Consider the following 12757-nt stretch of genomic DNA (forward strand, 5'->3'; position numbering starts at 1 on the left):
GGGTCGACGAGGCGCTGTCGCTCAACCCCGACATCGTCTCCACCGCCTGCCCGTTCTGCCTGGTGATGCTCTCCGACTCGGTCAACGGCAAGAAGGCGTCGAACGGCGGCTCCGCCGCGGGCCCGGGCGCGGCCAAGGAACACCTGAAGGTGGTCGACGTGGCCCAACTGCTGCTGGACTCCGTGAAGGCGGCCCCACCGGTGGTCGAGGAGCCGGTCTCGCCTGAGCGCCGTGCGTGAGTGGCGACCGCCGAGGCCGAGCCCAGCGAAGTTGTGGGGTCACGGTGTTGTCGGCCTCCGTGCTCGGTGTGTGTGCGATAGGTTGCCCGCCATGACCGAACACATACCTGGCCCCTGGCCGGCTGCCCCGATCAGGACCGAGCGGCTCGTGCTGCGTGGGTCCCAGGCCCGGGACCGTGCGGCGCTCATCGAGCTGTTCTCCTCGCCGGAGGTGGGTACCTACGTCGGTGGCGCTCAGCCGCGTGATGAGCTGGAGCGCACGGTGCCCGAGGTGCCCGGGCAGCGCCCTGGCTTCTTCGTGATCGATCTCGACGGAGCGATGATCGGCATGGTGACGCTCGATCGGCGCCACGCGGAGCGTCCGGGGCACGTCCGGCCGGAAGCCGGGGAGACCGAGCTCGGCTACATGTTCCTGCCGAAGGCGTGGGGATGCGGGTACGCCGCCGAGGCGTGCGCAGCGGCACTCGACTGGTTCGCCGGCGCGCTTCCCGGCGAGCCGGTGGTGCTCTGCACCCAGACCGCCAACGACCGCTCGATGCGCGTCGCGGCGAAGCTGGGGTTCACCGAGGTGGAGCGGTTCGAGGAGTACGGCGCCGAGCAGTGGTTCGGCGTGTGGTCCCCGGTCACGCCGTCCGGTTGAGCCCGTAGCTGGCCTCGCGCCGCGTGTCTACCAGGGAACGGTCCGGCCCTGGTAGTCGAGGAACTGCATGCCGGGAGTGCCGAGCTGAGCGAGCATCACGTCCACCAGGCGGGGAATGCTGTCCTCGATGCCGAGAGGGGCCTGCGATCCGCCCAGCTCCGTGCGGACCCAGCCGGGTGCCATGACCAGCAGCGTGCGTAGCGGTTCGGGCTGACGGACTGCGAAGCTCCGCATGAACTGGTTCAGGGCCGCCTTGCTGCCCCGGTAGACCTCTCGCAGCCCGGTCCGGTTGTTGGCGATGCTGCCCTGGCCGGACGACATCGCACCGATCAGGCCGGTCGGGGTGACGAGGTCCTGCAGGGATTCGATGACGCGCATCGGGCTCAGCGCGTTGGTGAGCATCACGTCGTTGAACTCGTCGGTCGTGACCTCGCCGATGGGGATGTGCTCGTCCCGCGTGGTGATTCCCGCGTTGACGAACAGGATGTCCAGCGCTCGGCCGTCCAGGCGCCTGCGCAACGCCGCGATCTGCTCCGGCTCGTTGATGTCCAGCGTTTCGATCTCCACCCTGCCGGCGGCGGTCCCGGCGAGATCGTGGAGCCCGGTCCTCGGGCTGCCGGGTCGGACCGTGCCGATGACGTGCCATCCCTTGTCGAGGAACTGCTCGGCCATGGCGTGCCCCAACCCGCGTCCGGCGGCAACGATCAAGGCGGTTGGGGGCGCTTCGTTCGAGGTGGGAGAGGTGGGGGAGGTGGGGGAGGTGGGGGAGGTGGGGGAGGTGGGGGAGGTGGGAGCAGACATGGGACAGGTGTCCTTCACTGGTTCGTCGCTGCCGGGAGAAACGGGAATCGCCGGCCGGGCAGGGCTCGGCCGGCGACTCCCCGCTTCTTCCGTCGTGCCCCTGCAAGCCTCGGCCACCTGCGGCGCGCAACGGCTCGGAATCGGTGCTCGCTGTAGGATCACCACCATGTCGCATCCTGAGATCGTTGATTCCGACATGCTGGAGCCCGAAGATGTCCGAATCCTTCGCGCTCTTCAGATTGATCCACGAGTCGGGTTCGCGACCGTGGCGACGGTCCTCGGGATCTCCGAGCTGACCGTCGCCCGCCGATACCGCCGCCTGCGGCGTGCGGGGATGATCCGGGTGGTCGGGGTCGTCGATCCGGGAGCGCTCGGACAGAGCCGGTGGATGGTGCGCCTGCACTGCCGGCCCGGCAGCGCCACGGCCATCGCCGAGGCACTCGCGCAACGCGACGACGTCAGCTGGGTCGCCCTGAACGCTGCCGGCTCCGAGATCACCTTCGCCGTGCGCTCGCGATCTCAGGAACAACGCGACGACCTGCTCGGCCGCCGGCTCCCCCGCACCACCGCTGTGCTCGACCTCCAGGCATCGGTGATTCTCCGTCAGTTCGTCGGCGGACGCGGGCACTACTGGGCCGCACTCACCGGAACCCTGACCCCCGAGCAGGAGTCCGCCCTGGGGTCCGGCGGCAACCCGTTCACCGAACGGCGGGTCGTACGGAACCAACGGCCGGTCGTCCGGAACCAGCCGTCGCAACTCAGCGCCCAGGACGAGAAGCTGCTCGCGGCCCTCGCCGCCGACGGACGGGCCAGTCTCGTCGACCTCGCGGTGGCGGCCGATCTCACCCCGGGCCGAGTGTCACGACGGCTGCAGGCGCTGCTCTCCGACGGAGTGGTCCACATCGACGTGGAGATCGCACCGGTGGCCCTGGGGTACCGGGCCCGGGCGAACCTGTGGCTGCGAGCCCACCCGGGCAGCATCAAGGCTGTCGGACGGGCGATGGCACAGATGCCCGAGGTGGGATTCGCGGCCGCGGTATCCGGACCGTACAACCTGCATGCCGTCGTACAGTGCCGCGATCTCGACGAGCTGTTCGAGTTCACCAGTGACCGCGTCGGAACCCTGCCCGGTGTCGAAGGCATGGAGATCAGTCCCATCCTCCGCCAGCTCAAGCAGGCCGGAACCCGGGTCGACGGTGACCGCCTGACCGACCCGCCGAGTGAGCACAGCCACCGCCGCTGACGCCCGTACGGGAAGTCTCGCTCGTCCGGCCGCGGCCCGGCGTCAAGCCCCGTACTGGTGGGCCGAGTAGGTCAGGTAGCCCGCGTCACCGCCCTGGTAGTACGTGGCCTCGTCGACGGGGGCGATCGGCAGTCCGCTCCGCAGCCGCTCGACCAGGTCGGGGTTGGCGATGAAGCCGCGGCCGAAGCTGATGAGGTCGGCGCCCAGGCCGAGCCAGTGGTCGGCGTCGTCCCGGCCGGTCTGCTTCGCTCCCATCGGAAGCACGGGGTTCATGACGAGCGTGCCCGGCCACGCCCGGCGCAGGGCGACCAGCACCTCCTCGTCGGCGGTGGCTTCGAGGTGCAGGTAGGCCAGGCCGAGGGGGGCCAGTTCGGCCAGCAGCGCGGTGTAGAGCTCGCGAACCTCGCTCTCCTCGACTCCCCAGAACGTTGCGCCCGGTGAGAGCCGGATGCCGGTCCGCTCCCCGCCGACGGCCTCCACGGTGGCGGCGACCGCCTCGACGGCGAACCTGATCCGGTTGGCGATCGGGCCCCCGAAGCGGTCCGTGCGCAGGTTGGCGTTGGAGGAGAGGAACTGCGAGATCAGGTAGCCGTTGGCGCCGTGCAGTTCCACGCCGTCGAAGCCGGCGTCGAGGGCGCGGCGGGCGGCCAGGGCGTAGGACTGTGCGTGCTCGGGCACCTCGGCGGTCTCCAGCGCGCGCGGCATCGGGGCGGGCTGGGGGCCGGTCGGGGTGAACACGTCGCCGACGGCGGGGACGGCCGAGGGCCCGACCGGCTGCAGGCCGGTGGTGTCCGCGTGCGAGACCCGGCCGCCGTGCATGAGCTGGGCGAAGATCCGGCCGCCGTTGGCGTGGACGGCGGCGGTCACGGGGCGCCATGCCTCGACCTGCTCGTCGGTGTACAGCCCCGGTGTCCCCGGGTTGGACTGCCCGATCAGGCTCGGCTGCACCCCCTCGCTGACGATCAGCCCGGCCGTGGCCCGCTGGGCGTAGTAGGCCGCCATCGACGGCGTTGCCAGGCCACCGGCGGCGGCCCGGACCCGGGTCATCGGGGCCATCACCATCCGGTTGGGCAGGGTGAGGCCGCCGAGCCGGTAGCTGGTGAAAAGTGTCGTCATGTCAGGACTCCTTCGTGGTCCGCCGTGCCCGCGCCTCAGGCACGGCAGCTACGCTAGAACCTCACATTGATGTCAGGGGCAAGCGTCTGTGACGCAGGCCTCAGCCGGCAGGGCGCTGTGCGGATCGGGGAACTCGCGTCGCGGTCCGGAGTAAGTGTCCGGTCCGTGCGCTACTACGAGGAGCAGGGGCTGCTCACCAGCACCCGCAGCCCCAGCGGGCAGCGGCACTACACGGAGACCGAGGTCGAGCGGGTCGCGTTCATCCAGCGGCTGTACGCCGCGGGCCTGTCCAGCCGCACCATCGCCGAGCTGCTGCCCTGCGTCGACACGCCCAGCGAGGAGAACTCCGACTCCGCACTGGAGCGGATGGCGCTGGAGCGCCGGCGGCTCTCCGCGTACATCGCCGACCTCGTGCGGACCAGGGACACGCTCGACCGGCTGATGGCCACGGCCCGGGCCCACCGGGAGCAGCTGGGGAACGCCGTGGCCGGCTGGCGCGCGGCCACCTGACCGGCGGGTCACGAGCCGCGCCTGCCGACCGTCCCACGCCGCCCTGGACGAGCGTGTGCCGGGCCCGGGGCGGCAGCCGGGGGAAAGCCTGGGGAAAGCGGGCCCCTCATCCCTCAGATGCCCTACCCCAGCTGCCGAGGCTGCGGATCGAGGTCACGATCTGGAGCAGGCACGTGTGGTGCCGAAACGCCGACCAGAGGTGGAAGACCATGAGGGTGTTGCTGACGGTCCAGATGGACACCGAGAAGGCCAACAAAGCGATCACCGGCAAGACCCTGGCCCACACGATGAAGTCCGTCCTCGAACGGATCAAGCCGGAGGCTGCGTACTTCGGTGCGAAGGACGGGCAGCGTACCGCCTTCATCGTCTTCGATCTCAAGGAGGCGTCCGACATCCCGAGCGTCGCCGAGCCGTTCTTCCAGGACCTGGGCGCCAAGGTGGCCTTCATTCCGGTGATGAACTTCGACGACGTCCAAGCCGGCCTGCAGCAGATCGCGGCGAGCTGAGCCCGACCGCACCGACGCATGGCCCGCCCCCGGTACGTACGGGGGCGGGCCATTCCTGGTGCCGACGCACCACCGAACACGAGGGCGATGTCCGGGCGACCAACCCCGGCGGCCACGAGCTCGTGGCCTTCGTCGGCCTCGCCGCCCCCGTGCACACCCCGCTGATCGGCGCGCCGCAGCGGCCCTGACCGCCGGTCATACCGGCTCACGAGACCCGAACTGCCCAGCGCGGGCCGATCGGTGTGAGAACCCCGAGCCGGTCCTCGATCGCCTCGGCCGCGGCCAGGCACAGGTCCTCGCGGAACGCGCGCCCGACGATCTGCACTCCGGTCGGCAGCCCGTCGGCGATCCCGGTCGGCACGGCCACTGCGGGCACACCCACGAAACTGGTCACGGTGCACAGCCGCATGGCCGACCCGACGCGGTCCCGTCCAGCCCGGTCGCGCGACTCCAGCCCCGGTTCGACGGGCGGTTCGGTGAACGACGGGCCGAGCAGGAGCGGGTGCTCGTCGAGGAATTCGGCCCAGGAGCGGCGGATGTTCAGCCAGGTGCCCATGAGCTTCATGAATTCGTCCGCGCTCGCGGGCGGGCTCTGCTGCATCGCCATCTCGATGTAGCGGTCGCCGCCCTTGCCGAGCAGCTTGCGTACCGCCGGCCAGGTCGGGGCGAACTCGGTCACGGTGATCCGGCCGTAGGCGTCGAGCGCCTCCTCCAGCCGGGGCACGTCCGGCACTTCGCGCACCTCGTACCCGGCGTCGCGCAGTGCGTCGGCCGCGGTCGCGACGGCCGCGCGCACCGTGGGGTGGACGCCGTGCCCTCCCGGGTCCGCCACGACCGCGACCTTCACCGGCCCGGGAACCGACTCGCCGTACAGCGGTACCGGGACGGCCCGCGGGTCCCGCGGATCGGTGCCGGCCAACACCTCGTACGCCAGCCGCAGATCGCCCACGCTCCGGGCGAACGGGCCGTCTGTCACAAGGAGTTGGGAGGCCGGGCCGGGATCGTCCGAGCCGAGGATCCGATGGTCCGCGGGGAACCGGTTGGTGGTCGGCTTCAATCCGGCCACACCGCAGAACTGGGCCGGGACCCGAACCGATCCTCCCGAGTCGTTGCCGAGCCCGAGCGCGGCCATCCCAGTGGCGACGGCTACCGCGTCGCCCCCGCTTGTGCCACCCGGAGTCCGGCCGCGGTCCCAAGGATTGACCGTGTCCCCGAACAACTCGCTGCGTGTGTGCATCCCGGCCAGGATCAGGGTGGGCATGTTGCTGTGCCCGATCGGGATCGCCCCGGCCGCACGCAGCCGGGCCACCGGGGGCGCGTCCATCGGCGCCACCAGATCGCGGAAGCGCGGGGTGCCGAACGTGGTCGGCACCCCCTCGATGGCCGTGGACTCCTTCACGGTGAACGGCACTCCCGCGAGCGGGCCCAGCTCCTCGCCCACGGCCCGCCGCCGGTCCGCCCGCTCGGCGGCCTCCCGGGCACGCCCGGCCAGGAGTTGGGTGACCGCGTTCACCTCCGGATTGACCTCGGCGATGCGCTCCAGGTGGCTCTCCACCAGCTCGACGGCGCGGACCTCCCCCTCGCGCACCGCCTTCGCCTGCGCGGCGGCCGACAGCTTCCACAGAGCATCTCCCACGATTCTTCCTCCCCATCCACGTTCCGATGCGCTTGCATCGGAACTGTATCCTGGGAACCGATACGAGCGCATCGAATAACGCACCGACCAACGGAGGCGACCGGGCATGCCCAGGCAGGTTGATCACGAGGAACGGCGCCGGCGGATCGCCGAGGCCGTCTGTCTGCTCGCCGACGAACACGGACTTGAGGGCGTGACCCTGCGCGACGTCGCCGCCCGCGCGCAGGTGTCGATGGGCGCCGTGCAGCGCTGCTTCCGCAACAAGGAGGAGATGCTCGGGTTCACTCTCGGGAACATCGGCGAACGGATCACCGAACGCGTCCGGGCCCGCCTCGTCCGGAGCCCCGCCCAGTCGGCCGCCACCGCCCTGGGCCACGCCGCCACCGAAGTCGCGCTGCTCCGGGACGAACACCGCGCCGAGGCCCGGGTCTGGCTCGCCTTCGTCGCGCAGGCCGTGGTCAGTGAGCCGCTCGCCGACACGCTGAAGGCCAACTACGCAGCCCTGCAAGAGGCGTTCACGCGGCTCATCCGCGAAGCCGGCGGCGAGCGTGCCGCAACCGCCGCATCCGTCGACCCGCAGCGCGAGGCCTGCACCCTCCTCGCCCTCGCCGACGGCCTCACCACCCACGTCCTCATCGGCCGCCTCACCTCGCAAGAGGCGCAGGACATCCTCCACACGCACCTGGGCAGCCTCTGGGAACCGTCGCGGATACCAATTCGATGACCTCCGCTGCTGATTGGGCGGTCGGCCAGGCGGCGAAGGGGTCGGCCGCGCTACCGGTCGGTGCTGGCGAAAGAGTGATTCTCACTGTTCGTCAGGCCACGCCGACCAAATAGTGTCGCCCACGATCTAACTGTCCGTAGTCTTGGTCCGGGGGAAGGCAGTCGTCGTCGTAGTCGTCAATCCGCCTACTCTCGTTGAGAGTTGAACAGGAGTGCAGCCATGACCATCGGACGCAGAGCAGCAACCTTCGCCGCCATGACCAGCGCGCTGGCCGGCATGGTGCTGTTCGCCGTGCCGGCGCACGCCGGCACTACGATCACCAAGTCCGTCCAGAACTACCTCAACGACACCAACCTCGACGCCTACGACGGAAACCAGGTGTGGACCCGCGACTCCAGCCTGGGCTACCAGGTGTGGACCTTCAACCAGATCGGCTTCACCCCCGAGGGCACCGGCATCTACACCATCAGCAGCACCACCTTCCCCAGCACCTGCATCCAGGACGCCGGTACCGACGCCCCCGTGACGCAGCAGCCCTGCGACAACAACAAGCTCTCGCAGCGCTGGGTCGTCGACTTCGGCCAGGAGGAGACCACCATCGCCAGTCAGAAGAACCGCAACGAGGTCCTGCAGGGCAACGGATTCGACACACCCGTGACGCTGGCCCGGGCGACGGGCACCTTCAACCAGATCTGGACCCTGTACGACAAGTGATCCCCGCATGACATCCCACCCCGGGCGGCCGACAGCGCCGCCCGGGGTCTTCGCGTCGACGCACCGGCCCTCACCACCGGCTCACGAAAGCACCAAGTCCTGCGCGAGGGCCGCACCTTCGACAAGGGCGGCCCCTCATCAACCGGGTCGGTCAAGTGATCGGCAACAGCCTTCCCACATGCCCACCCGGGCGCCCGCAGGCATGCGGCCGGAGCCTGCCACGTGCGGCTGACTACCTGGAGCCGGTCGCGGTCCGCCCCGGATCGAGCAGGCCGAGGATGGGCGCCCAGGCCGCCTCGCCGAGCAGGGCGTCACCTCGGGCCGTCCCCCCGTACAGATAGGTCTTCGAGGGCGCGGCGGGGCTTTCACCAGGAAAGCGCGGCCGGTGTCCGGCGTCGGCACGAGTCACCAGGTGGACCGGGAGGCCGGCTGCTCGGCGGCGCGCGGCCAGCAGCTCGGCATACCGCAGGGAAGGCCACATCGCGTCGTCGCCGCCGGCGACGAGCAGGAGGTCGGCGGACGCCTTCTCCACCGGAATCGCGGCGGCATCCAGACGCCGGGCGTAGGTCCGCTCGCTGAGTTCGCACCAGCCGCGGATCGCCACCGGCCCCTCGCCCTGCTCCACGGGCTGCCAGGAGTCGCCGTCCATCGGGATGAAGGGCAGCGGCTGCCCCTGCCAGGTCCAGGAGGACCGCCAGGGCCGGTCCCGCCCGTCGAGCCCGGGCCCCACGTTGCACCAGACCAGCGACGTCGGAGAGACGGCGACCACCGCATGGACGCGCGGCTCGTGGACCGCGGTGAGCAGCGCGGCCTCGGCGCCCTTGGACGAGCCGAGAATGCCGATGCGCTCCGCTCCATGAGACCGCAGGAGGTCGACAGCCTCGACGAACGTCTCCAGCGGTACCTCGCAGATCCCCGCCGACTGCCCCGGTCCGCCGAACCAGCGCACGGCCAGAGCGAGGAGACCCTGCTCGGCGAGAAGTCTCGCTCGTTGGCGGTCCACCCGGCCGCTCGACCCGGCCAGCACGACAACGCCCGTACCGGTGCCCGTGGCCGGCTCCATCAGGAGCGCCTCCCAGGGAGCCGTCAGCTCATGTTCGACGACGATCACGGTGTCTCCTCTCAACTCGGGACCCACACGAAGTGAGGCTAGCGGTACCCCGAGCGGACACAACCCCCTGCTCCACCCCCCGCTCTGCTCATGCGACTTACCATGACAACGATGACATCGGGGTCGGACCGCGGTCCGACCCGGGGAGGGGACGGAAGTCGATGAGCCTGCGTCAGTTCGAGTACGCCCTGACCGTTGCCGAGGTGGGCTCGGTGACGGCGGCGGCGGAGCTGTTGCGCGTCGCTCAACCGTCGGTGTCCCAGCAGATCCGCGCCCTGGAGCGGGAGCTGGGCGTGCAACTGTTCGCCCGCACGCCGACCGGGCTGGTGCCCACCGTGGTCGGCCGCGCGTTCCTGCGGGAGGCGGAGGCCGCGGTGAACGCGGCACGGCGGGCGCGGGCGACGGCGCGGGGCGGTGCCGATGAGCTGGTGGGCGAGCTGACGGTCGCGGTGCAGATGGGCTTCGGCACGCGGCAGTTGCCGGGCGCGCTGGGCGCGCTGCGCCGCCGGTTCCCGCGGCTGGAGGTCACCGTCCTCGAGGAGCCGAGCTCCGCCGAGCTGGATCGGCTGTGCCGCCGGGGCGTGCTGGACCTCGCCCTGATGGCGGCGTGCGAGCAGAGCCCGGCCGATGCCCACCACCTCGGCGACGAGGAGTTCGTCGTGGTGCTGGGCACCGGACACCGGCAGTTGGCCGCGGACCGGGTCGAGCTGCGCGAACTGGACGGGGAGCCGTGGGTGAGGTTCGACCGGGACAGCGCGCTCGACGGCGTGCTGCTGAACGTGCTGAGCGACAACGGGCTGACGCCGACCACGGTCGCCCGCGTGTCCCAGACGGCGACGGCCGTGCGCTGGGCCGCCGACGGGCTGGGGGTGACGCTCGTCCCGGCCTCCGCGGTGCCCCACGGTCACGAGCACCTCGTTCGCCCGGCGTTCCCGGTCGTGTCCCAGCCCGTCATCGCCGTGGTCCGGCACGGCGCGGGCCCGGCAGAGACGGCCCTGCTCGAACTCCTGCGTCAGGAGACCTGGTCCGAGCCCGCTTCCGTCTCGCCGGTGTCCTGACGGCCGAGAACCGTGTCCTGACGGTCGAGCAGGAAGCGGGCGCCGCTCAATTTCCTCTTGCCGGAACCGGCGTCCGGAATTCCGTCGGCCTCAACCCCTGGGGAACTCGCCGCCGTCCAGCACGATATTGCTCCCGGTCAGCCAGCTCGCCCGGTCGGACATGAGGAACAGCACCGCGTGGGCGATGTCGTCGGGCTGACCAACGCGCCCCAGCGGAGGGGTGGTGGTGTCCTGGCCCGGCCCCGCGTCCAGGCGCGCCCACTGCTCCCGCGTTGCTGCGCCGCCCGGGGTGGCGGTTCGGCCAGGAGAGACGGTGTTGACCCGGATTCCGAACGGGGCCAACTCCGCGGCCAGTCCCCGGCTGTAGGCCTCCAGCGCCGCCTTCGCCGCCACGTAGTGCAGGAACGGTGGTGCCACGGTGGGGACCGCGGCCGAGGAGACGTGCACGATCACCCCCGAACGCCGCTCCCGCATCCCCGGTGCCAGCAGCGCGTCCAGCCGCACGGACGCCAGGAAGTTCAGGTCCAGCGCCTCCTGCCACTCCTCGTCGGGGATGGCCAGTGCGCCCTTGAACGGTCGCGCCCCGCCCACATTGTGGACCAGGAGGTCCACCCCACCGAGCACCTCCTGCGCGGCCACGGCGAGCTCCTCCGCTCCGGCCCGGGTCCGCACGTCGGCCGCCACGAAGGTGGCCCCCCGCGGCACCGCGCTCGTCGCCGACCTGGCGGTCGTGAGCACCTCGGCGCCCGCGTCCAGGAGTTGGCGCACGATGGCCGCTCCGATTCCGCGAGAACCACCTGTGACCAGGGCCCGCTTTCCCGCGAGTTCTCGCGTTCCCGATCCGTTCTCGATCGTGGTCATACCACTGGTCCTCTCGATTGTGTATTCGTCTGCGCATTCGTCGCATTCGTCCGCTCGACGGAAGAAGGGTTGCCGTACGCAGGGGGCGATTCTTCGGGGAAATCGCGGTGCGCACCTCATCGAGCTGTTTCACGGTACGGCCGGAAAAGGCAGCCAGACAAAGACGAAATGTCAGCAGACGCTATAGGGAGTTCCTATGGCGCCCCGGACCCTCCGGTGCCCGGTCGTCATGATCGCGGCCCCCGCGACAGGATGGTCGTCCGGTTGTGCGAAGATCCCTGGCCATGAGCACAACGATCCGCCGTGCGGCGGGTACCCAGACCTTTGCCGACGTGCTGCTTTCGGCGCTGCGCATCCGACGGCTGACCACCGAGAAGGACCTGGCCGACCTGCGGACGGGCAGCACGCTCCAGGTGTTCTGCGCCAGTTCGACGCTGGGCACGGTCCGGATGGCGCCGATCGGCAAGGGGCGCACGATCCCGCTCACGGCGAGCGGCTATCTGCACCTCACCGCGGAGCAGGCGAGCTGGCAGAACCGGCGCACCCGGGAGAGCGTCGCGCTCCAGGGGCCGTTCGGTCTGGCGGTCTCGGAGAAGAAGGCCGGGCTGCGGAAGATGATCCGCCTCGACCTCACCGCGGGTGGTGAGCAGCACATGATCGTGATCCCCAAGGCCGATGTCCCGCTGGTCACTCAGGCACTGGACGCGCTCAGCGGCTGAGCGCGCACCGCATCGCCGACGGCATCATGTGGTCCGGCAACGCCGTGGTGTCGACCGGGGTGTCCGTGGCAGGGAGCGCATCGGCGGGAGCACATCGGCGCCTGGGCCGGTCCCGGAATACGCGTCACCGCTCCAGTAGGGTGCGGGGACGATCCAGCCATGGGGGACATGTGATGGTGCCGGAGCTCGCGGGTGTCTGGGTCAGAGGCCTGGCGGCCGCCCGGCGGAACCCGCAGCCGGTGGAGGTTGCGTGGGGGCTGCGGGTGGACGTCGGCCGCACGAGGGAGCGGGCCCGGCACGTGCTGCTGCGGTCCGACGCGGCAGCCGTCCGCGCCGCAGCCGCGACAGCCGACGAGCCGAACATCTGGATCAAGGCGTTCGTCGAGCCCGAGCAAGGGTCGGCCTGGCTCGGGCCGGGCTGGCAGTACCGCGGCACCGAGTTCGTGATGACCACCGCCCTGACGAATCCCACCCTGCGGGTGCCGGACGGCTACACCCTGAGTACCGAGGAGACCGACAGCGTCATCCACGTCCGGGCGCGCACCGCCGAGGGCGATGTCGCCTCGGCCGGATACGCGACCGTCAACGACGGCGTGGCGGTCATGGACCGGGTCGCCACCTATCCCGAGCACCAGCGCCGCGGCTTGGGCACGCTGGTGATGGAGGCCCTGGCCGTCGCCGCCGTCGAGCGCGGCGCCCACACTGCCGCCCTGGGCGCGACCGACGACGGTCGGGCTCTCTACGAGTCCCTCGGCTGGACTCTGCTCGCCCCCTTGGCGGGCTTCGTCCACCAGCCTTGAGACGTGGCCAGGCATCGTGGTCGTCCCGGATCCGGGACGACCACGATGCCGGCGAAGCGCTCGGGGTGGGCCGGCCAAT

Annotated in this window: 14 protein-coding genes and 1 pseudogene; 10 read left to right on the forward strand and 5 right to left on the reverse strand. The window is 70.8% G+C overall.

The genetic code is table 11. From position 1 onward, the window contains the following. Both ACFZB9_RS06835 and ACFZB9_RS06840 read left to right on the forward strand, forming a co-directional pair. A pseudogene (locus tag ACFZB9_RS06835) lies at positions 1-239 on the forward strand (Fe-S oxidoreductase); the annotation flags it as partial. Between the two features lie 91 nt (positions 240-330). Beyond that, the gene (locus ACFZB9_RS06840) at positions 331-879 is read left to right on the forward strand and encodes a GNAT family N-acetyltransferase (protein ID WP_391444335.1); all 549 of its coding nucleotides are present in this window, start codon (positions 331-333) and stop codon (positions 877-879) included. Positions 880-906: 27 nt separating this feature from the next. Here the strand turns inward: ACFZB9_RS06840 and ACFZB9_RS06845 are convergent, their stop codons facing one another. Then, positions 907-1551 carry an SDR family oxidoreductase gene (locus ACFZB9_RS06845; protein WP_391444337.1) on the reverse strand — a complete coding sequence of 215 codons (645 nt, stop codon included), beginning with the start codon at positions 1549-1551 and terminating at the stop codon, positions 907-909. Here ACFZB9_RS06845 and ACFZB9_RS06850 point away from each other — a divergent pair. After that, positions 1550-2923, forward strand: coding sequence for an Lrp/AsnC family transcriptional regulator (locus ACFZB9_RS06850; protein ID WP_391444339.1), 1374 nt, complete (start codon positions 1550-1552; stop codon positions 2921-2923). The two genes, ACFZB9_RS06845 and ACFZB9_RS06850, sit on opposite strands and share 2 nt — an antisense overlap. Positions 2924-2965: 42 nt before the next feature. Here ACFZB9_RS06850 and ACFZB9_RS06855 read toward each other — a convergent pair whose 3' ends face one another. Next, entirely contained in the window at positions 2966-4039 is a 1074-nt protein-coding gene (locus tag ACFZB9_RS06855; RefSeq protein WP_391444341.1) for an alkene reductase, read from the reverse strand. 117 nt (positions 4040-4156) lie between these two features. Here ACFZB9_RS06855 and ACFZB9_RS06860 point away from each other — a divergent pair, with 117 nt between their 5' ends. Continuing rightward, the gene (locus tag ACFZB9_RS06860; protein ID WP_391444343.1) at positions 4157-4549 is read left to right on the forward strand and encodes a MerR family transcriptional regulator; all 393 of its coding nucleotides are present in this window, start codon (positions 4157-4159) and stop codon (positions 4547-4549) included. A gap of 233 nt (positions 4550-4782) precedes the next feature. Beyond that, positions 4783-5055, forward strand: coding sequence for a hypothetical protein (locus ACFZB9_RS06865; protein WP_391444344.1), 273 nt, complete (start codon positions 4783-4785; stop codon positions 5053-5055). A gap of 205 nt (positions 5056-5260) precedes the next feature. On the opposite strand, the gene ACFZB9_RS06870 is transcribed toward ACFZB9_RS06865, so the two are convergent. Then, entirely contained in the window at positions 5261-6691 is a 1431-nt protein-coding gene (locus tag ACFZB9_RS06870; RefSeq protein WP_391444346.1) for an amidase, read from the reverse strand. A 106-nt stretch (positions 6692-6797) separates the two neighbouring features. Here ACFZB9_RS06870 and ACFZB9_RS06875 point away from each other — a divergent pair, with 106 nt between their 5' ends. Further along, positions 6798-7415: a TetR/AcrR family transcriptional regulator gene (locus tag ACFZB9_RS06875; protein ID WP_391444347.1), complete on the forward strand. Its 618-nt coding sequence runs from the start codon at positions 6798-6800 to the stop codon at positions 7413-7415. 219 nt (positions 7416-7634) lie between these two features. Then, positions 7635-8129, forward strand: a complete 495-nt coding sequence (locus ACFZB9_RS06880) for an RICIN domain-containing protein (protein ID WP_391444349.1) — start codon at positions 7635-7637, stop codon at positions 8127-8129. Between the two features lie 232 nt (positions 8130-8361). Here ACFZB9_RS06880 and ACFZB9_RS06885 read toward each other — a convergent pair whose 3' ends face one another. Continuing rightward, a complete protein-coding gene (locus ACFZB9_RS06885) occupies positions 8362-9240 on the reverse strand; it encodes an acyl-CoA thioester hydrolase/BAAT C-terminal domain-containing protein (protein WP_391444351.1) in 879 nt (292 codons plus the stop codon). Between the two features lie 161 nt (positions 9241-9401). Here ACFZB9_RS06885 and ACFZB9_RS06890 point away from each other — a divergent pair, with 161 nt between their 5' ends. Beyond that, positions 9402-10298 carry a LysR family transcriptional regulator gene (locus ACFZB9_RS06890; RefSeq protein WP_391444353.1) on the forward strand — a complete coding sequence of 299 codons (897 nt, stop codon included), beginning with the start codon at positions 9402-9404 and terminating at the stop codon, positions 10296-10298. Between the two features lie 90 nt (positions 10299-10388). Here the strand turns inward: ACFZB9_RS06890 and ACFZB9_RS06895 are convergent, their stop codons facing one another. Further along, on the reverse strand, positions 10389-11159 hold the full coding sequence (locus ACFZB9_RS06895) for an SDR family oxidoreductase (RefSeq protein ID WP_391444355.1): 771 nt from the start codon (positions 11157-11159) through the stop codon (positions 10389-10391). Between the two features lie 284 nt (positions 11160-11443). Between ACFZB9_RS06895 and ACFZB9_RS06900 the strand changes: the two genes are divergently transcribed. Continuing rightward, positions 11444-11878, forward strand: a complete 435-nt coding sequence (locus ACFZB9_RS06900) for a hypothetical protein (RefSeq protein WP_391444357.1) — start codon at positions 11444-11446, stop codon at positions 11876-11878. Between the two features lie 173 nt (positions 11879-12051). Beyond that, complete coding sequence (locus ACFZB9_RS06905) at positions 12052-12678, forward strand: GNAT family N-acetyltransferase (RefSeq protein WP_391444358.1); 627 nt, start codon at positions 12052-12054, stop codon at positions 12676-12678. The last annotated feature ends 79 nt before the right edge of the window (positions 12679-12757 follow it).

The sequence above is a fragment of the Kitasatospora sp. NPDC008050 genome, assembly GCF_042957465.1.
Taxonomy (GTDB): Bacteria; Actinomycetota; Actinomycetes; order Streptomycetales; family Streptomycetaceae; genus Kitasatospora.